Source organism: Streptomyces tanashiensis, assembly GCF_014648895.1.
Lineage (GTDB): Bacteria > Actinomycetota > Actinomycetes > Streptomycetales > Streptomycetaceae > Streptomyces > Streptomyces tanashiensis.
The window spans coordinates 1-18596 of sequence record NZ_BMRZ01000018.1 but is presented as its reverse complement, the minus strand read 5'-3'; the positions used below and the strand labels follow the sequence as shown (position 1 = coordinate 18596).

The 18596-nt window shown below is 71.7% G+C and carries 22 protein-coding genes; 6 read left to right on the top strand and 16 right to left on the bottom strand.

All coding sequences use genetic code 11. The features are described 5' to 3' along the window. Positions 1-35 precede the first annotated feature (35 nt). Positions 36-617, top strand: a complete 582-nt coding sequence (locus IE237_RS33835) for a TIGR03086 family metal-binding protein (RefSeq protein ID WP_189805999.1) — start codon at positions 36-38, stop codon at positions 615-617. On the opposite strand, the gene IE237_RS33830 is transcribed toward IE237_RS33835, so the two are convergent. The 12 genes from IE237_RS33830 to IE237_RS33785 form a co-directional block, all read right to left on the bottom strand. Next, positions 605-1345, bottom strand: coding sequence for a sirohydrochlorin chelatase (locus IE237_RS33830; RefSeq protein WP_189805998.1), 741 nt, complete (start codon positions 1343-1345; stop codon positions 605-607). The two genes, IE237_RS33835 and IE237_RS33830, sit on opposite strands and share 13 nt — an antisense overlap. 7 nt (positions 1346-1352) lie before the next feature. Continuing rightward, positions 1353-2237: an ABC transporter permease gene (locus IE237_RS33825; RefSeq protein ID WP_189805997.1), complete on the bottom strand. Its 885-nt coding sequence runs from the start codon at positions 2235-2237 to the stop codon at positions 1353-1355. Then, entirely contained in the window at positions 2224-3018 is a 795-nt protein-coding gene (locus IE237_RS33820; protein WP_189805996.1) for an ABC transporter ATP-binding protein, read from the bottom strand. Before IE237_RS33820 ends, IE237_RS33825 begins: the two co-directional genes overlap by 14 nt. Before the next feature lie 34 nt (positions 3019-3052). Next, positions 3053-4162, bottom strand: coding sequence for an aliphatic sulfonate ABC transporter substrate-binding protein (locus IE237_RS33815; RefSeq protein ID WP_189805995.1), 1110 nt, complete (start codon positions 4160-4162; stop codon positions 3053-3055). 207 nt (positions 4163-4369) lie between these two features. Beyond that, positions 4370-5710: a sulfate adenylyltransferase subunit 1 gene (locus tag IE237_RS33810; RefSeq protein ID WP_189805994.1), complete on the bottom strand. Its 1341-nt coding sequence runs from the start codon at positions 5708-5710 to the stop codon at positions 4370-4372. Then, a complete protein-coding gene (gene cysD, locus IE237_RS33805; protein WP_033210002.1) occupies positions 5710-6645 on the bottom strand; it encodes a sulfate adenylyltransferase subunit CysD in 936 nt (311 codons plus the stop codon). Before cysD ends, IE237_RS33810 begins: the two co-directional genes overlap by 1 nt. After that, positions 6642-7223: an adenylyl-sulfate kinase gene (gene cysC, locus IE237_RS33800; protein ID WP_370468330.1), complete on the bottom strand. Its 582-nt coding sequence runs from the start codon at positions 7221-7223 to the stop codon at positions 6642-6644. Before cysC ends, cysD begins: the two co-directional genes overlap by 4 nt. Then, positions 7205-7912 carry a phosphoadenylyl-sulfate reductase gene (locus IE237_RS33795; protein ID WP_189805992.1) on the bottom strand — a complete coding sequence of 236 codons (708 nt, stop codon included), beginning with the start codon at positions 7910-7912 and terminating at the stop codon, positions 7205-7207. Before IE237_RS33795 ends, cysC begins: the two co-directional genes overlap by 19 nt. Next, positions 7909-8088, bottom strand: coding sequence for a hypothetical protein (locus tag IE237_RS41080; RefSeq protein WP_041131842.1), 180 nt, complete (start codon positions 8086-8088; stop codon positions 7909-7911). The genes IE237_RS33795 and IE237_RS41080 overlap by 4 nt, the downstream gene beginning before the upstream one ends. Next, on the bottom strand, positions 8085-9782 hold the full coding sequence (locus IE237_RS33790) for a nitrite/sulfite reductase (protein WP_189805991.1): 1698 nt from the start codon (positions 9780-9782) through the stop codon (positions 8085-8087). Before IE237_RS33790 ends, IE237_RS41080 begins: the two co-directional genes overlap by 4 nt. Before the next feature lie 136 nt (positions 9783-9918). Continuing rightward, complete coding sequence (locus tag IE237_RS41660) at positions 9919-10002, bottom strand: putative leader peptide (protein ID WP_351188065.1); 84 nt, start codon at positions 10000-10002, stop codon at positions 9919-9921. Between the two features lie 143 nt (positions 10003-10145). Beyond that, positions 10146-10715 carry a GNAT family N-acetyltransferase gene (locus IE237_RS33785; protein WP_189805990.1) on the bottom strand — a complete coding sequence of 190 codons (570 nt, stop codon included), beginning with the start codon at positions 10713-10715 and terminating at the stop codon, positions 10146-10148. A 96-nt stretch (positions 10716-10811) separates the two neighbouring features. Here IE237_RS33785 and IE237_RS33780 point away from each other — a divergent pair, with 96 nt between their 5' ends. Next, positions 10812-11678 carry a response regulator transcription factor gene (locus tag IE237_RS33780; protein WP_229843819.1) on the top strand — a complete coding sequence of 289 codons (867 nt, stop codon included), beginning with the start codon at positions 10812-10814 and terminating at the stop codon, positions 11676-11678. A 57-nt stretch (positions 11679-11735) separates the two neighbouring features. Here IE237_RS33780 and IE237_RS33775 read toward each other — a convergent pair whose 3' ends face one another. The 3 genes from IE237_RS33775 to IE237_RS33765 are packed head-to-tail and all read right to left on the bottom strand — an operon-like array spanning position 11736 to position 14971. Then, positions 11736-12356: a DsbA family oxidoreductase gene (locus IE237_RS33775; RefSeq protein ID WP_189805989.1), complete on the bottom strand. Its 621-nt coding sequence runs from the start codon at positions 12354-12356 to the stop codon at positions 11736-11738. Between the two features lie 15 nt (positions 12357-12371). Next, the gene (locus IE237_RS33770; protein ID WP_189805988.1) at positions 12372-13949 is read right to left on the bottom strand and encodes an MFS transporter; all 1578 of its coding nucleotides are present in this window, start codon (positions 13947-13949) and stop codon (positions 12372-12374) included. Then, positions 13946-14971, bottom strand: coding sequence for a zinc-binding dehydrogenase (locus tag IE237_RS33765; protein ID WP_229843816.1), 1026 nt, complete (start codon positions 14969-14971; stop codon positions 13946-13948). The genes IE237_RS33770 and IE237_RS33765 overlap by 4 nt, the downstream gene beginning before the upstream one ends. An 82-nt stretch (positions 14972-15053) precedes the next feature. On the opposite strand from IE237_RS33765, the gene IE237_RS33760 reads away from it, so the two are divergent. After that, the gene (locus IE237_RS33760) at positions 15054-15695 is read left to right on the top strand and encodes a TetR/AcrR family transcriptional regulator (protein ID WP_189805987.1); all 642 of its coding nucleotides are present in this window, start codon (positions 15054-15056) and stop codon (positions 15693-15695) included. Positions 15696-15775: 80 nt separating this feature from the next. Here IE237_RS33760 and IE237_RS41075 read toward each other — a convergent pair whose 3' ends face one another. Next, a complete protein-coding gene (locus IE237_RS41075; RefSeq protein ID WP_229843810.1) occupies positions 15776-16786 on the bottom strand; it encodes a hypothetical protein in 1011 nt (336 codons plus the stop codon). A gap of 425 nt (positions 16787-17211) precedes the next feature. On the opposite strand from IE237_RS41075, the gene IE237_RS33750 reads away from it, so the two are divergent. From IE237_RS33750 to IE237_RS41070, 3 genes are all read left to right on the top strand, one after another. After that, positions 17212-17487, top strand: coding sequence for an acyl carrier protein (locus IE237_RS33750; protein ID WP_189805986.1), 276 nt, complete (start codon positions 17212-17214; stop codon positions 17485-17487). A 49-nt stretch (positions 17488-17536) separates the two neighbouring features. Then, positions 17537-18253 (top strand): 4'-phosphopantetheinyl transferase family protein, encoded by a 717-nt coding sequence (locus IE237_RS33745; protein WP_189805985.1) that lies wholly within the window; start codon positions 17537-17539, stop codon positions 18251-18253. Between the two features lie 34 nt (positions 18254-18287). Continuing rightward, positions 18288-18596: carboxyl transferase domain-containing protein (locus tag IE237_RS41070; protein ID WP_308433144.1), on the top strand; the 309-nt coding region annotated here is incomplete at its 3' end.

The following is an 18596-nucleotide window of genomic DNA, read 5'->3' as shown; positions in this document are numbered from 1 at the left end:
GACCCGGATCCGGGCCGCTCCGTACCGTCGGAGGCATGAACGAGATCCACACCCACCTGACCGTCTGCGCCGCCGAGGCGAGCCGGGTCGCCCGCGCCGTCACCGCCGAGCAGCTCGGCACCCCCTCCGTCTGCGCCGACTGGACGGTCCGCGAACTCGCCAACCACCTGGTCCTGTACTCGGCGCACGGCCTCGAACACCGCGCCCTGCGCACGAAGCTCCCCGAGGAGACCACCGGGCGGGACTTCACCGCCGAGCCCGACTGGGCCGAGGCGTACGCCGCCCAGCTCGACCGGGCCCTGGCCGCCTGGGAGCGGCCCGGCGTCTGGGACGGAGAGGTCGACACGGGCTACGTCACGATGCCGGCCACCACGATCGCCTCGCTGCTCGTCAAGGAACTCGCCCTGCACGGCTGGGACCTGGCCCGCTCCACGGGCCAGGAGTTCACGGTCCCGGAGGAGACGGCGGCCTTCGTCCTCGGCGTCGTCGAGGAGCACGCAGAGGTCTACCGGCAGTACGAGGGCTTCGCCGCGGTCGTCGACGTCCCCGACGACGCCCCGGCCTTCGTCCGGGCCCTCGCGACCAGCGGCCGGAACCCGAAGGGTCAGGCGGTCTGAGCGACCGGCCGGTGTGCGGCCCGGGCCCCGTCGTACCGCTCCAGGAGCAGGTGCGCCAGCTCGGGGGAGGGGCCCAGGACGTCCGCCAGGACGTCGGCCCCGGCCGCGCCCGCCGCGATGCGGTCCGGGAGGCGGCCCGGGGCGATCACGTACGGGGCCACCGCCACCCGGCGGACGCCCCGCTCCGCACGCAGGGCCCGCACGGCGTCCTCCGTACGGGGAAGGGATGCGGAGGCGAACGCGGGCCGCACGGAGCACCAACCGGTGCGCCGCAGCTCCCGCGCCGTTTCTGCGATCACCGCGATCGCCTCCGGGTCTGTGGAGCCCGCCGAGGCCAGGACGACCCCGGTCGCGCTCTTGTCGCCGGGCGTGAGCCCGGCCTCGTACAGCCGCCGCTCCACCGCCGCGATCAGCAGCGGCGAGGGGCCGAGGACCTCCGCCTGGCGGATGCTCAGGGACGGGGGCGCCTGGCGCAGGACGGCGGGGATGTCGGCCTTCGCGTGGAAGGCCCGGGTCAGGAGCAGCGGAAGCGCCACCACGTCCCGGACGCCGTCCGCCGCGAGCCGGTCGAGCACCCCCGGCACCGAGGGCAGGTTGAAGTCCAGGAACGCCGTCTCCACGCGCAGCCCCGGCCGCAGCGCGCCGGCCCGGCGCACCAGCGCCTGGACGGTCGCCGCGTGCCGCGGATCGCGGCTGCCGTGGGCGATCACGAGGAGGACGGGGTTCATGGTGCGCTCAGCCCTTCGCCAGGAGGCCGCGGCGGCGGAGCACCGCGCGCTCCAGCGGGCTGAAGATGAGCAGGTCGATGGCGATGCCGACGATCAGGATCAGGATGATCGCCAGGAAGATCCCGGCCATGTCGATGTTGTTGCGGCCGTTCTCCAGGAGCTGGCCGAGGCCGAGGCCCAGGTCCGGCGAGGAGGCGATGATCTCCGCGGCCATCAGCGAGCGCCACGAGAACGCCCAGCCCTGCTTGAGACCGGCCAGGTAGCCGGGGAGCGCGGCCGGCATCACGATGTACCAGGCGCCCTTGATGCCCGTCGCGCCGAGCGTCTGGCCCGCGCGCAGGAAGAGCGGCGGGACCTGGTCGACGCCGGCCACGAGGCCGTTGGCGATCGACGGGACGGCGCCGAGCAGGATCACCGCGTACATCATGCTGTCGTTGAGGCCCAGCCACAGGACGGCGGGTGCCACCCAGGCGACCGAGGGCAGCGACTGGAGCCCCGCGAGGATCGGGCCGATCGCCGCGCGCACGAACTTCACGCGGGAGACGAGCAGGCCCAGCGGGGTGCCGATGACGAGCGCCAGGAGGAAGCCGAAGAGGGCCCGGGACACGCTGGTCCAGAGGACTTCGAGGAGCGTGCCCTCCAGCCACATCGTGGTCAGGCTGTCCCACACGGCGGACGGTGCGGGCAGCTTGAACTCGTCGGTGACCTTCAGCGTCACCAGGAGCTGCCACACCACCAGGACGAGCGCGACGGCGACGACCGGCGGGAACACCTTCTTGACCAGCACCTCGCGGACCGGGGTCCGCCGGATCTGCACGGTGTCGAGGGCGTCCAGACCGGCTTCGAGGCCGGCGAGGTCGTCGGTCTTGGGACTGGTCTCAGTGCTGGCCATGACGGCGGATCTCCCCACGCAGGTGCTCGGTGATCTCGAGGGACAGCTCCGCGACGGCGGCGTCCTCGATGCGGCGCGGCTGAGGGATGTCGATGGTCCACTCGTGCGCGATCCGGCCGGGCCGGGACGAGAGGAGGACGACACGCTCGGCCAGCCGCACGGCCTCGCGCACGTTGTGGGTGACGAAGAGCACCGACAGCTTCGTCTCCCGCCAGATCCGGGTCAGCTCGTCGTGCAGCACGTCCCGGGTGATGGCGTCGAGCGCGGCGAACGGCTCGTCCATCAGGAGCAGGTCGCTGTCCTGGGCCAGCGCCCGGGCCAGCGCGACGCGCTGCCGCATGCCGCCGGACAGCTCGTGGACCCGCTTGTCGTAGGAGCCGCCGAGCCGGACGAGGTCGAGCAGCCGCTCGGCCTCCTCGCGCCGCTCGGCCTTGGCCACCCCGCGCAGCCGCAGGGCCAGTTCGATGTTCTTGCCCGCGGTGAGCCACGGGAAGAGTGCGTGCTCCTGGAACATCAGGGCCGGCCGGCCGCCGGGGGTCTCGATGGACCCCGCGGACGGCCGGTCGAGTCCGGCGACCAGGTTGAGCAGCGTGGACTTGCCGCAGCCCGAGGCGCCCAGGAGGGTGACGAACTCGCCGGGGGCGACATCGAGCGTGATGTCGTCGAGGACGAGCTGCCCGCCGGCGGGTCCGCCGAAGGACTTGGAGACATGCTCGATGCGGGCGGCATGGGTCACCGTCGCACGGTCCTCGGCCTTGGCGAGCGTCGTGGTCGTGGCCATGGTCGTCACCTCCTGGGGATCAGCTGCGGGCTGGTTACTTCGCGCCGAGACCGGCGTCGGCGACCTCGGGCTGTCCCGCGGCCTTCAGGACCTTGTTGAGCGGCTTCAGGTCGTAGATGCCGGACAGCTCGGGCTCCTTCAGGAGACCGGCCTTCACCGCGTGGTCGGCCTGGGCCTGGAGGGTGGCCGCCAGCGGGTCGTCGGTGAACTGGATGGACGGCCACGCGGCGTCGATCACCTTCGCGCCCAGCGCCTTGCCCGACAGGGCCTTCAGCTTGGCGTTGGCCGAGGCCTTCGCCTTGTCCTGGTTGGCGTTGATCCACTCGTTGGTCTTCACCGAGCCGCGCAGGAACGCCTCGACGACGTCCGGGTGCTCCTTCAGGAACTTCTGCGACACGATGATGTTCGTGATGACGAACTTCTTGTCCGGCCACAGGTCGGACTCGTCGAGCAGCACCTTCGCGCCGTCGCTGACCAGCTTGGACGCGGTCGGCTCGGGCACCCAGGCACCGTCGATGGCGCCGGAGGCGTAGGCGTTCGGGGTGACCTTGTTGTCCGTGCGGACCACGGAGACGTCGCCCTTGCCGCTCTGGGCGTCGACCTTCCAGCCCTTCTCGGAGATCCAGTTGAGGAAGGCCACGTCCTGCGTGTTGCCGAGCTGCGGGGTGGCGATCTTCTTGCCCTTGAGGTCGTCCAGGGTCTTGATCTTCGCCGGGTTCACCACGAGCTTCACGCCACCGGAGGCGGCGCCGCCGACGATGCGGAGGTTGGTGCCCTTGGTCTTGACGTAGCCGTTGATGGACGGCGAGGGGCCGATGAAGCCGATGTCGATCGAGCCGGCGTTCAGCGCCTCGATCTCGGACGGGCCCGCGTTGAAGGTGGTGGGGACCAGCTTGGTGCCGCCCAGCTCCTTCTGGAGGATGCCCTCCTGGTCACCGACGAGCGCGGTGGCGTGCGTGAGGTTGGGGAAGTACCCGAGCCGTACGGTGTCGGCGGAGAGCTTCTCGCCCTCGGCGGCCACCTTCTTCTCGTCGTTCTTGGACTCGGAGCCGTAGCCGCAGGAGGCGAGCGCGCCGATCAGCAGCGGCAGGGCGGCGGCGGCGGCCAGGCCGCGGCGCAGGGTGGTACGGGTGGTGGCAGGCACGGGTGGTGTTCCCCTCGATTCAACTTCTCAGCGAAGTCTGCGTCTATGTCGTTCGGGGTGGAGCGGGTGGAGCCGGCTCGTACCGCACGCGCGGTACGTCGAGGTCAGCACGCACATCGCGCGACACCTCCCATGCCCGCACCGAGGGCACCGGAGCCCACCCGGCCGCCCTCCTTCGCGAAGGTGGCGTAGACGTTCTGGCTCATGTCAGAAATCCCACCCTTCTTCCTCGTCCACCGCGGCGACGGCCTTGGTCGTGGCGAACGACTCGCCCGCCATGCCGGCCGCGAGCGTGGTGCCGTCGGCGGGGTCGATCAGCAGGAACGAACCCGTACGGCGGGAGTCCGCGTACGCGTCGAGCGCGAGCGGCTCGGCGGTGCGGACCACGACGCGGCCGATGTCGTTGGCGACCAGCTGCCCGGGGTTCGGGTGCTGGGACAGGTCGTCCAGGGTCAGCCGCGAGGGGATGTCCTTGACGATCGCCTTGACCGTGCGCGTGGTGTGCTTGAGCAGGACCCGCTGGCCGACGGCGAGCGGCTGGTCCGCCACGTGGCAGACCGTCGCCTCGACGTCCTGGCTGGTGGCCGGGGCGTCGCCGCTCGGCGCGAGCAGGTCGCCGCGCGAGATGTCGATGTCGTCGGCGAGCCGGATCGTCACCGACTGCGGCGCCCAGGCGATGTCCACGGACTCGCCCAGCGCGTCGATCCCGGTGATCGTCGACTTCTTCCCCGACGGCAGGACGGTGATCTCCTCGCCGACCCGGAAGGCACCGGCCGCGATCTGACCGGCGTAGCCCCGGTAGTCGGGGTGCTCGGCGGTCTGCGGGCGGATCACGTACTGCACCGGGAAGCGGGCGTGGCAGGCCGTCAGGTCGTGGCTGACCGGGACGGTCTCCAGGTGCTCCAGGACCGTCGGGCCGCCGTACCAGTCCATGTTCGCGGACGGCTCCACGACGTTGTCGCCGGCGAGCGCCGAGATCGGGATCGCGGTGATCTCCGGGACGCCGAGCTCGGAGGCGTACGTCGTGAACTCCTCGGCGATCGCGGCGAAGACGGGCTCCTGGTAGTCGACCAGGTCCATCTTGTTCACGGCGAGGACCACGTGCGGGACGCGGAGCAGCGCGGCGACGGCCGCGTGCCGGCGGGTCTGCTCGACGACGCCGTTGCGGGCGTCGACGAGGACCACGGCCAGCTCGGCGGTCGAGGCGCCGGTGACCATGTTCCGGGTGTACTGCACGTGCCCCGGGGTGTCGGCGAGGATGAAGCGGCGGCGAGGCGTCGCGAAGTAGCGGTAGGCCACGTCGATCGTGATGCCCTGCTCGCGCTCGGCGCGCAGGCCGTCGGTGAGCAGCGCCAGGTCGGGCGCCTCCTGTCCGCGCTTGATGGACGCGGCCTCGACGGCCTCCAGCTGGTCCGTGAGGACCGACTTGGAGTCGTGCAGGAGGCGGCCCACCAGGGTGGACTTGCCGTCGTCGACGGACCCGGCGGTGGCGAAACGCAGCAGGGTGGTGGCCGAGACGTCGGCGAACTGCTCGGTGGACGTGCTCATTAGAAGTACCCTTCGCGCTTGCGGTCTTCCATCGCGGCCTCGGACATCTTGTCGTCGGCGCGGGTCGCGCCCCGCTCGGTGAGGCGGGAGGCGGCGATCTCGGCGATGACGGCGTCGAGCGTGGTGGCGTCGGAGTCGACGGCGCCCGTGCAGGACATGTCGCCGACGGTGCGGTAGCGGATGAGCCGCTTCTCCACCGTCTCGGTGTCCTTAGGGCCGCCCCACTCGCCGGCCGTCAGCCACATGCCGTTGCGGGCGAAGACCTCGCGCTCGTGGGCGAAGTAGATCTCCGGCAGCTCGATGCCCTCACGGGCGATGTACTGCCAGACGTCCAGCTCGGTCCAGTTGGAGAGCGGGAAGACGCGGACGTGCTCGCCGGGGGCGTGCCGGCCGTTGTAGAGCTGCCACAGCTCGGGGCGCTGGCGCCGCGGGTCCCACTGCGAGAACTCGTCGCGCAGCGAGAACACCCGCTCCTTGGCGCGGGCCTTCTCCTCGTCGCGGCGGCCGCCGCCGAAGACGGCGTCGAAGCGGTGCTGCTGGATCGCCTCGGTCAGCGGGACGGTCTGCAGCGGGTTGCGGGTGCCGTCGGGGCGCTCGCGGAGCTTGCCGGCGTCGATGTACTCCTGCACGGAGGCGACGTGCAGCCGCAGCCCGTGCTCGGCCACGACGCGGTCGCGGTAGGCGAGGACCTCGGGGAAGTTGTGCCCGGTGTCGACGTGCAGCAGCGTGAAGGGGACCGGCGCGGGGGCGAAGGCCTTCAGCGCCAGGTGCAGCATGACGATGGAGTCCTTGCCGCCGGAGAAGAGGATCACCGGCCGCTCGAACTCGCCCGCCACCTCACGGAAGATGTGGACGGCCTCGGACTCCAGGGAGTCGAGGTGCGACAGCGCGAACGGACTGTCCGTGGTGTCGTGGGCATGGGCGACGGTGGTCACAGCAGACCCCTCTCGGTGAGCAGCGCGTGGAGCTGCGCCGCGGACTCCTGCACGGTCTGGTTCTGGGACTCGATCCGCAGATCGGGGTTCTCGGGCGCCTCGTACGGGTCGTCGACGCCGGTGAGGCCGCTGATCTCGCCCGCGGCCTGCTTGGCGTAGAGGCCCTTCACGTCGCGGACGGAGCAGACGTCCACGGGGGTGGCCACGTGCACCTCGACGAAGGCGGTGCCCTCGGCCTGGTGGCGCTTGCGGACCGCCTCGCGGCTGTCGTTGTACGGGGCGATGACCGGGACCAGGACCTTCACGCCGTGCGAGGCGAGCAGCTCGGCGACGAAGCCGATCCGCTGCACGTTGGTGTGCCGGTCCTCGCGGGTGAAGCCGAGGCCCGCCGAGAGGAACTCGCGGATCTCGTCGCCGTCGAGGATCTCGACGGCGTGGCCCTCGTCGCGGAGGCGGCCGGCCAGCTCGTACGCGATGGTGGTCTTCCCGGCGCTCGGCAGGCCGGTGAGCCAGATGGTGGCACCGGTCACGTGGTTCTCCTGAAGTCTCTGAGTGTCCGTCATCCGTGCAGCCCGCATTCGGTCTTGGCCCGTCCGGCCCAGCGTCCGGCGCGGGCGTCCTCGCCCTCCAGGACGCGGCGGGTGCAGGGGGCGCAGCCGACCGAGGCGTACCCGTCCATGAGGAGCGGGTTGGTGAGGACGCCGTGCTCCGTGACGTACGCGTCGACGTCGTCCTGCGTCCAGCGGGCGATGGGGGAGACCTTGACCTTCTGCCGCTTCTCGTCCCAGCCGACGACCGGGGTGTTCGCCCGGGTGGGGGACTCGTCGCGGCGCAGGCCGGTGGCCCACGCGCCGTAGGCGGTGAGACCGTCCTCCAGCGGCTTGACCTTGCGCAGCGCGCAGCACAGGTCGGGGTCGCGGTCGTGGAGCTTCGGACCGTGCTCCGCGTCCTGCTCGGCCACCGTCTGAAGGGGGGTCAGGGTGATGACGTTGACGTCCATGACGGCGTCCACGGCGTCGCGGGTGCCGATGGTCTCCTCGAAGTGGTAGCCCGTGTCGAGGAAGACCACGTCCACGCCGGGGCGGACCCGGGAGGCGAGGTGGGCGACGACCGCGTCCTCCATGGAGGAGGTGACGCAGAAGCGGTCGCCGAAGGTGTCCACGGCCCAGCGGAGGATCTCCAGCGCGGAGGCGTCCTCCAGATCACGGCCGGCCTGCTCGGCGAGTGCCTTCAGGTCGGCCGCGGTCGCGTCCTGAGTGACCGTCATATGTCTTCCCTCCCAGTGGTGTTTCCCGAAGTCGCCGGGGCGAGGAGCCCCAGGAACTTCAGCTGGAAGGCTCGACTGCACGCGGCGCATTCCCAGGCGCCGTGACCCTGCTCGTTCGGACGCAGGTCCTCGTCCCCGCAGTAGGGGCAGAAGAAGGGGGCTGCGCGCTCGCTCACGACAGGGACTCCTCCGACGCGCGGGCCGTCCAGGTCGCGAAGCGCTCGCCGGTCTCGCGCTCCGCCTGGAAGCGCTTGAGGACCCGCTCCACGTAGTCCGGGAGCTCGGCCGCCGTGACCTTGAGGCCGCGGACCTTGCGGCCGAAACCTGCCTCAAGGCCGAGCGCGCCGCCCAGGTGGACCTGGTAGCCCTCGACGCGGTTGCCGTCGTCGTCCAGGACCAGCTGGCCCTTGAGACCGATGTCCGCCACCTGGATGCGGGCGCAGGCGTTCGGGCAGCCGTTGATGTTGATCGTCAGCGGCTCGTCGAACTCGGGGATGCGCCGCTCCAGTTCGTCGATGAGCGAGGAGCCGCGGCCCTTCGTCTCGACGATCGCGAGCTTGCAGAACTCGATGCCGGTGCAGGCCATCGTGCCGCGCCGGAACGGCGAGGGGGTGACCCGCAGGTCCAGCGCCTCCAGGGCGGCGACGATCGACTCGACCTGCGCCTCCTCGATGTCGAGGACGAGCATCTTCTGCTCGGCGGTGGTGCGGACCCGGCCGGAGCCGTGCTCCTCGGCGATCCCGGCGATCTTCGTCAGGGTGGCGCCGTCGACGCGGCCGACGCGCGGCGCGAAGCCGACGTAGAACCGTCCGTCCTTCTGGCGGTGGACGCCGACGTGGTCGCGCCAGCGGCCCGCGGGCTGCTCGGGGGCGGGGCCGTCCGTCAGCTTGCGGTTCAGGTACTCGTCCTCCAGGACCTGGCGGAACTTCTCCGGGCCCCAGTCGGCGACGAGGAACTTCAGGCGGGCGCGGTTGCGCAGCCGGCGGTAGCCGTAGTCGCGGAAGATCGAGATGACGCCCTCGTAGACGTCGGGGACCTCGTCGAGGGAGACCCAGGTGCCGAGGCGGACGCCGAGCTTCGGGTTGGTGGACAGACCGCCGCCGACCCACACGTCGAAGCCGGGGCCGTGCTCCGGGTGCTCCACGCCGACGAAGGCGATGTCGTTGATCTCGTGCGCCACGTCGAGCAGCGGCGAGCCGGAGACCGCGGACTTGAACTTGCGGGGCAGGTTGGAGAAGTCCTTGTTGCCGACGATCCGCCGGTAGATCTCCTCGATGGCAGGGGTGCCGTCGATGATCTCGTCGGCGGCGATGCCGGCCACGGGGGAGCCGAGGATGACGCGCGGGGTGTCGCCGCAGGCCTCGGTGGTCGACAGGCCGACCGCCTCCAGGCGGTTCCAGATCTCGGGGACGTCCTCGATGCGGATCCAGTGGTACTGGACGTTCTGCCGGTCCGTGATGTCGGCGGTGCCGCGGGCGAACTCCTCGGAGATCTCGCCGATGACCCGGAGCTGCTCGGTGGTCAGCCGGCCGCCGTCGATGCGGACGCGGAGCATGAAGTACTCGTCGTCCAGCTCCTCCGGCTCCAGGACACCCGTCTTGGTGCCGTCCAGACCCTGCTTGCGCTGGGTGTAGAGGCCCCACCAGCGCATGCGTCCGCGCAGGTCGTTGGGGTCGATGGAGTCGAAGCCGCGCTTCGAGTAGACCGTCTCAATACGTGTCCGTACATTGAGACCGTCGTCGTCCTTCTTGAACTGCTCATTGCCGTTCAGGGGGGTGAAGTGCCCCACGGCCCACTGACCCTCGCCACGGTGGCGCCCGACCTTGCGTCGGGCGGCGGCGGGAGTGGGGTTTTCCGGGGTGGCGGCCATGGCGTCTTGTCCTTCGGGACTGCGAGAGGGCGGCTCTGACCTGCACACTCGCGCTCAGGTCAGAGGGTGGCGCGTCAGTGCGCAGCAGGGTGGGGCAGAGTCGGGCGGTAAGGAGAATGCGGCGGTGCTGGTTCTCTCAGCGCGCCGAACAGATGGCGCTGGACATGCGGCCGAGGTCGACGTGCCGCCGACTCACCAAGGCAATTCCAGTTCCAGACATGACGGAAGCGTGTCACGGGACTTTGGACCCAGTCCAGCATCGTCCAGGATTTGGACATAGATGTCTCGATGGGCGAGACGCTGTGGTCCAGGTCACGTGAAAGGGGCCCCGGTGGGGCCCCTTTCACGTGGTCGGCGCGTGGCTCAGGCGTGGGCGCCGGGCCACGGGCCGGGGGTCTCGGACTCCTCGACCTCCTCCACCTTGGTGTCGAAGAGCCGGAATCCGCGCCGCTCGTAGTTGGCCATCGCGTGCGGGCCGTCGAGCGAGCAGGTGTGCAGCCAGACGCGCCGCGTGGCCTCCCGGTCCGGCCACCGCTCGGCCAGGTCCCAGGCGCGCGCCGTTCCGAAGGAGAGGAGGTGGCCGCCGATCCGGCGACCGCGGAAGGCGGGGATCAGGCCGAAGTAGACGATCTCGACGACGCCGTCGGGCTGCGGGTCGAGCTCCACGTACCCGGCCGGCGTCCCCCGGTCGTACGCCACCCAGATCTCGGCCCCCGGCTTCTCGACGATCTCCTCCCACTCCTTGTACGTGAGCGGCAGGCGGTCGTTCCAGCGGATGTCGCCGCCGACCGCCGTATAGAGGAAGCGGCTGTACTCCGGCGAGGGGACCGCGGCCCGCGCGATCGTGATGTCGTCACCCTCCGGGGCGGGGGAGGGGCGGAGATCGGACGGCGAGGTCTGTTCGAGGGACCAGGTGGTGAGAGTGATGCGCATGGGTTCATCGCATCACGGCCGTCGGCGGGGCGGCGACCGGGGTCGCCCCCGCACGGACGCGATGATCGGTCGATCAATTCCGCACACCGTTCGAGAATGGCCAGAACCGATCTCTTTAGCATGACGGAAATCGACGCCCCGGCTATTGTGGAATCGAGGCAAATGCCGCTGACGGGGGCGATTTTCCATCCTGATTCACTTCGCTGTCCCTGGAAGCCGACCGTCGGGTTTGTTAAACTTCTGACCGAATGTTGGGGCGGCAGTAACCCGGAGGGGGATCGAATGCGCGTCCTTGTGGTCGAGGACGAACGAGATCAGGCAGAGTCGCTGATAGACGGCCTCAGACGGCATGGGCACGACACAATTGTGGCCGGTTCGGGGGCCGAGGCCCTGGACGCATTCGAGAATGCCGACCTCGTACTGCTCGATCTGGGGCTGCCCGATATCGACGGAATCGAAGTATGCCGTCGCATGCGGGCGGCAGGCGACACGCCCATCATATCCTTCGCCGGTGAGTCCGCCGAGCTCGACAGGATTCTCGGACTGCAGGCGGGCTCGGACGACTGTCTCGAGCGGCCCTATTCTTTTCGGGAGCTGATGGCTCGAATCGACGCCGTCATGCGAAGGGTCGGCGCGCGAATCGGGGGACAGCGCAGACCCACCCTCTCCCGCGGCGGCCTCAGTCTCGACAGCGAGTCCCGGGAGGTCGTGCTCGACGGGCGGCCGATCCCGCTGACCCGCAAGGAGTTCGACCTCCTGCACTATCTCGCGAGCCGGCCGGGCGTCGTCGTCTCCCGGCAGCGTCTGATGATCGATGTCTGGGGACATCCGGCCGACGTGGGACTCAGCGCGCAGGCGAGCCGGACGATCGACACCCATGTGAGCTCCATGCGGAGCAAGCTGCGCGAGAGCGGCTGGATCCTGACCGTCCGAGGAGTGGGATTCCGGTTCCGCCAGGACTGACGGGACCGAGCCGTCCCGGCGAGGACACAAGGTCCCCGCCGGGACCCGGAGCCGTGGTCAGCCACGCGACCGGGGGGTCAGCAGCCGGGCCAGGGCCTCCGGACTCTGGACGGCCGAGGCGGGCACCCCGCCGTCGACCACCAGCGACGGCACTCCCCTGACGCCCGCCTCCACGGCACGCCGTTCGTCGGCGCGCACATGCTCCGTGAACTCCGTGCCCTCCACCACCCGGCGGACCGCGGCCGGGTCGAGACCCGCCTCGACCCCCAGCTTCTCCAGGACCTCGGGGGCGGCGATGTCGAGCCCCTCGGTGTGATAGCCGTGCAGCAGCCGTTCGAGGACCTCGTCGGCCCGCCCGTGCGCGGCGCCCAGGTGGACGAGCCGGTGCGCGTCGAAGGAGTTGACCGGCCGCGCCTTGTGGAGGTCGAGCCGCACCCCCTCGGCCTCGCCGAGCGACTGGATCTGCCGCACCCGGGCGGCGGCCTGCTCGGGACCGCTCTGGTACTGGGCGATCACCTCGGCGGCCGTCGGGCCCGCCGTCGGACTGCCGTCCGGGTCCAGTTCCATGCTGCGCCAGACGAGGTCCACGTCGTCGCGTCCGGCGAGCGCGGTCGCCAGCCTCCTCTTCCCGATGTAGCACCAGGGGCACAGGATGTCGAAGTACACCTCGACCCTCATGAGCGGGGGCTCCTTTCAGTCGGCGGCCGGCGCGGGAGCGGCGGCGCGGTCGTCGGCGGTCGGCAGGTCCTCCGCGTCCCGCTCCCCGCGCCGGCGCAGCGTGAGGGTGAGGGCCGAGAGGGCGAGCAGCAGGGGGATCAGGATGAGCGCGTGCACATGGAGGCTCTGGGTGAACGCGGCGCGGGCGGTGTCCGCCAGCGTGGTGCCCAGTTCCCCGCCGAGCCCCCGGGCGGCTTCCAGGGCCGCGGGCAGCGTCTCGCCGGCGGGACCGGCGAGGTCCGCGGGCAGGCCCGTGGGCAGATGGTCGGCCATGTAGCCGCCGTAGACGGCGGTGGCCACACTGCCCAGCGTGGCGATGCCCAGCGCACCGCCGAGCTCCGCGCCCGTCTCGGAGATGGCCGAGGCGGCGCCGGCCCGCTCGGGCGGAGCCGCGCCCACGACCAGGCCCGTGCCCAGGGCCATGAACGGGGTGAGGCCGGCGAAGAGGAGCAGGGAACCGGCCACCAGGAAGCCGGGGCCCCCGTCGACCTGGGTGAGCATGATCGGGCCGAGGACGGCGAAGGCCGCTCCCGCGCTCATCAGCACGGCGGGCTGGTGGCGGGCGGCCAGACCGGAGACCCACAGGGCGACGACGGTGCCGCCCACGGCGGTCGGCAGCTGCCAGAGTCCGGCCTTCAGCGGCGCGTAGCCCAGCACCAGTTGCAGGTACTGCGAGGTGAGGAGGCTCGTGCCGAAGAGGAGCATCCCGACGACGATCATGCCTCCGGCCGAGATGGAGAAGGCCGGGATGCGGAAGAGGGACAGGTCGAGCAGGGGTGTGGCGAGCCGCCGTTGGCGCCGTACGAAGGCCGCGCCGACGACCAGGCCGAGCACGATGAAGCCCAGCGAGGAGAGCCCGGGGCCGTCCGCCGCGATGCCCTTGATCCCGTACACGATCGCGAGCGGGGTCACCAGGGACATCGCGACGCTGATGAGATCCAGCCGGCCGGTCCCGGACGAGCGGAACTCCGGCACCAGGAACGGCACGGTGAGGACCAGCACCAGCATGGTCGGCACCGCGACGAGGAAGACCGAGCCCCACCAGAAGTACTGGAGGAGCACGCCGCCGACGAGCGGGCCGAGCGCGCCGCCGCCCATGAAGCTCATCATCCAGATGGTGATGGCCAGGGTGCGCTGGGCGGGATCCCGGAAGAGGTTGCGGATCACGGAGAGCGAGGAGGGCGCGAGGGAGGCGGCCGCGACGCCCTGGACGGCGCGCGCGGCGACGAGCATCCCCGCGCTGTTCGCGTACGCCGCGAAGACCGAGGCGGCGGTGAAGGCGACGGCGCCGATCAGCAGGATCCGGCGGTGGCCGATGCGGTCCCCGAGGGTGCCCATCGTGATGAGGGCGCCGGCGACCATGAAGCCGTAGATGTCCGTGATCCACAGCAGCTGGGGGCCGCTGGGGTCCAGGTCGCGGCTCAGTGTCGGGAGCGCCAGATAGAGCACCGACATGTTCATCATGACCAGGACGGCCGGGACGCCCAGGACCGCGAGGGCGGTCCATTCGCGGGCGCCGGCCCGCTCGGGCGGTGTGCGGGCCTCGGTGCTCATCGGTCGCCGTTCGTCGCGCCGCCGGCGGCGCCGGTGCCGTACGTGTCGCCCTCCTGGGCGCCGACGGCGAGCAGGGTCTTCCCCACGGTGGCCCGCGCCTCGATGGCCGCGTGCGCCTCGGCCGCCGCGGCGAGCGGGAAGACCTGGCCGACGACCGGCGCGAGGACGCCGTCCGCCGCGAGCCGCAGGGCCTCTCCGATGAGGGGGTGGGTCTCGGCGGGGCCCGGCGCGGCGAAGAGCCCGAGGGTGCGGATGCCCCGGGCGGCGAGGTCGTCCTCGTCGAGCGTGGCGTCCGCGCCGCTCGCCATGCCGTACAGGCTGATGCGCCCTCCGGGGCGCAGCGCGCCCGCCGCCGCGGTGCCGATGGCGCCGCCCACCCCGTCGAAGACGACGTCGAGGTCGCCGCCGCCGGCCGTCTCCCGGACCTGGCGGAGCCACGCCTCCCGCGAGTAGTCGACGTAGGAGGCGCCGAGGGAGACGACCAGCTCGGCCTTCCGGTCGCCGCGCGCGGCACCGACCACGCGGGCGCCGGCGTGCACGGCCAGCTGGACCAGGAGGCTGCCGACACCGCCGGCCGCGGCCTCCACGAGGACCTTCTCGCCCGGCTTGACCTCCGCCTGACGGAAGAGCAGGAGAGCGGTGCGGCCGTCGGCGAGCAGGGCGACCGCGTCCTTGAGGGCGAGGCCGGGCGGGACCGGGACGACCTCGTCGGCCCGGGCCAGGGCGCGTTCGGCGTAGCCGCCCTCGCCGCCGGTCGTGGTGACCACGACCGTGCCGAGCAGGGCGGGGTCCGCACCCGGGCCGAGGGCGACGACGCGGCCGCCCACACCGTTGCCCGGCACCCGGGGGAGCGCGGGGCGGCCGAAGGGGCCGTTGCCGGAGCGCACCTGGGTCTCGACGAAGGTGACGCTCGCGTACGCCACGTCGACCAGCACCTGGCCGGGGCCGGGCTCCGGATCCTCCACCTGTCGAGCCCGCAGGACCTCCGGTCCTCCGAACTCCTCCATCACCACGGACAGCACGGCGCCCCTCCAAACGGATAGCTTCGCTTCGTTTGGAATGTATAACGGAGCGATTCGCTTCGCAAGCGGCTAGAGTGAGCCCATGGCCCGACGAGCTCCCCGACACGCCGAAGCGGAACGCAACGACCGCGCCCTCCTGGAGGCAGCCAAGAAGGTCCTCGCCGTGGACGGCGCCCATACGTCCGTGGCGACGATCGCGGCGCGCGCGGGAGTCGGCATCGCCAGCCTCTACCGGCGGTACCGCACCAAGGAGGAGCTGTTCCAGCACCTGTGCGCCCTGTCGCTCGGGCAGTGGATCCAGGCGGTGGAGGAGGGGCTCGCGCACGACGACCCCTGGGAGGGGCTCGTCCACTACATCACCGCCGCCATCGAGTTCAGCGGCGGTGCGCTCGGCCCGCTGGCCGGCACGATCCCCGTCACCGACGAGATGGCCGAGAAGTTCACCCGGTCCGAGGAGCTGACGCGGTCCCTGATCGCGCGCGCCCACGAGGCGGGGGTGCTCCGGGCGGACGCCACGGCCGTGGACGTCTCCCTCCTCATCGAGCAGCTCGGGAAGTCCTCCCTGGTCGAGCAGTTCGAGGTCCAGGGCAGGACCGACCTCGTCGACGAGGCGAGCAACGCCCGCCGCCGCATCATCGCCATCGCGGTCGACGGGCTCCGCGCCGGGCACGGCCCGCTCCCGGGCCGGCCGCCCGGCCCCGACCTCCTCGCCGAACGCTGGTAGAGCGCCGGTCGGGGGGACGGGGACGGGGGCGGCGGGTGCCGTCAGGCGACGGGCCGGAGGACGGGGGCCGGCGGGCGCCGTCAGGCGACGGGCCGGGGGTGCCGCTCGCTCAACGCCCGTACGACATCGGCCTCGTGGTAGTACGTGCGGCCGTCCCGGCTCCGGCGCCGCCACGCCCGCTGGCTGGCGAGCCGGTAGACGCTGCCGGACGGCGTGCCCCAGAGCCGGGTGATGTCGGAGGCGCTGAGCCACACGATCCGCACCGTGTCCGCCTCCCCGCCTCCGGACGGGGCGGAGCTCCCCTGCGCGCGGGACGCCGGCGGGGTCGCTCCGTCCGGCGCGGCCGGGTGTGCCGTCCCCGGGGACGCAGGGCGCGGGGAAGCCGGACGGGCCGCCCCCGGAGGCTGCGCCGTCCCGGCCTTCGCCGCCAACCGCCGCCTGAGCAGCATCAGTTCCTCGCCCGCCCAGTGGTGCGCCGGATCGGCCCGGCACCGCACGGCGGGGGCGGCGCCGGCGGCGTCCGGCCGGATCAGCGACTGGAGCCTCCCCGCGCAGCCCGGCTCGGGGCAGGCGCCGACCGTCACCAGGCGGCGCTGGTCGTCCGGGGTGGCGACGCGTGCCGCCCGGCGGGTCACCTCGCTCAGCTCGCGGGAGGCGTCCCCGGCGGCGCTGTGCGCGGTCAGCCAGCCCGAGTGGCGTATCAGGAAGGCCGTCAGGGCCTCCACCGTGCGGTCGGGTCGGGGCAGTCGCCGGGCCTCCGCGATCAGGCCCGCCCAGGAGCCGAGGACCGCGAGGGCCTCCCGGCGCGCGTCCGACGCGGCCGTGTTGAAGGGGAGTCCGGGTAACCCGCCGCCCGAGGTGCGCTCGCGCGGACCGCTCACGTTCCGGCTGCCGTCGAGCAGTTGGCCGCAGGCCCGGTAGAGCGGGGGCAGCCGGCGGAGGTTCGTGAGGAGTTCGCCCTGGCAGTCCGGACAGAGGGAGGTCCCGGGGGCCGCTCTCCGCCCGCGTCCCGTCTCCGTCTCGCGCCGGCGGCGACAGCCGGCGCCCGCGCAGGGGTGAGACCGGACCGTTCGAGTCTCGCGGGAATTCAAGGCGTGTTTCCCCTTTGTAAATTCGAGCCAGCTGCTGGATCGCGGCGTTCCGGGCAGCGTAAAAGTCGTCGGCGAGCCCGGTCAAGGGAGACCTGATTTACTGTCGCCGCCCCTCCCGGCACTGATGGAATCCTGACGACTTTACGATCTCTTGACATGATCTTGTCGGTATCTTAAAAGATCTCCATTGACGTGATGGCGGTCCGGCGAAGAAGCTGTTGGCTACGTTCCCCAGGCATGTGCCCAGCCCCCGGCCGCGACGCGGTCCGATGCGGGCGGTAAGGGGCGCTCGCATCCTCCGTTCCGAAGAACCTCGCAGGTGAACCCCTTGTGTCCGGTGTGCGTCGGGCGAGAGTCCGACGCACGGGAACCGGTCGGTACCGACTTCTGCCGGGGAACCCATTCGACCTCGCGAAAGGACGATTATGTCTTCCGGAATCAAGACCTTCGAACTCGATGATCTGAAGCGAATTCTCAAGGAAGGGGTCGGCGCCGACGAAAGCGTCGACCTGGAAGGTGACATACTCGACGTGGATTTCGAAGCGCTCGGATATGAATCCCTGGCGATGCTGGAGACGGGCACCCGCATTGAGCGCGAGTTCGGTGTGGTCCTCACGGACGAGACGCTCACCGAGACCGCCACGCCGCGCCGGCTGATCGAGGCCGTGAACGTCCAGCTGCGTTCCGTCCCCACCGTCTGACCGCCGTGCCCCCCACGCGGCGCACCCCCACCGCGCCGGACGGTGCCGCGTGACGCGGGTCCGGCTCGACGTCTGGCTGGTGCGGACGAACGAGACGCGGCCGGACACCGCGGCCCTGGCCCTGGAGGAGCTGGACGGCCGGGAGCGGGAGCGGGCCGAACGGTTCGTCGCCCCGGGCGACCGGCTCCGCTACCTCGCCGCCCACATCGCGCTCCGCCGGGTCCTGGCGCTGCACACCGGGACGGCCCCGGGGGACCTGCGGTTCACCCGGGCCACCTGCCCCCGGTGCGGCGGCCCGCACGGCCGTCCCGAACTGGCGGTGGGCACACCGCCCGTCCACTTCTCCCTCTCCCACAGCCACGGACGGGTGCTCATCGCCGTCGCCGCCGCCCCGGTGGGAGCCGACATCCAGCGCTCACCGGGCGGCGGCACCGTCGAAGCGTGCCTCCCGGCACTCCACCCGGCCGAGCGGGCCGAGGTGGAGCGCCGTCCCGCGAGCGCCCGGCCGGCCGAGTTCGGCCGGCTCTGGACCCGTAAGGAGGCCTATCTCAAGGGAATCGGCACGGGCCTGGCGCACGGCATGTCCACCGAGTACCTGGGGACCGACGCCCGCGGCAGGCCGCCCGGCTGGACGGTCCTCGACCTCGATCTCGCCGAGGACCCCGCGTACGCGGCGGCCGTGGCCGTACGTGCCGAAGGGGTCCGGCCGCCGGAGGTGCGGGAGCGCGGCGCCTCCTTCCTCAGGGCCGCCGTCCCCGCCGTGTGACCCGAGCAGTCGCCCCCGGAAAGGGAGTTGTGCCGTGCCGACGACAGAGAGCCGACCATCGACCACCGACAACCCCGACGACAGGACCGACAGGACCGACAGGACCGACAGGACCGACCGCTCCGTCTCCGCTCTCCGTGACGAGCTGCACGTCCTGCGCGAGCGGGCGCTGCGTGGCCCGAGTGAGCGCGCGACCGAGGCGCAGCACGCGAAGGGCAAGCTGACGGCGCGTGAGCGCATCGAGCTGCTGCTCGACCCGGGTTCCTTCAACGAGGTCGAGCAGCTGCGCCGGCACCGCGCCCAGGGCTTCGGCCTGGAGGCGAAGAAGCCGTACACCGACGGT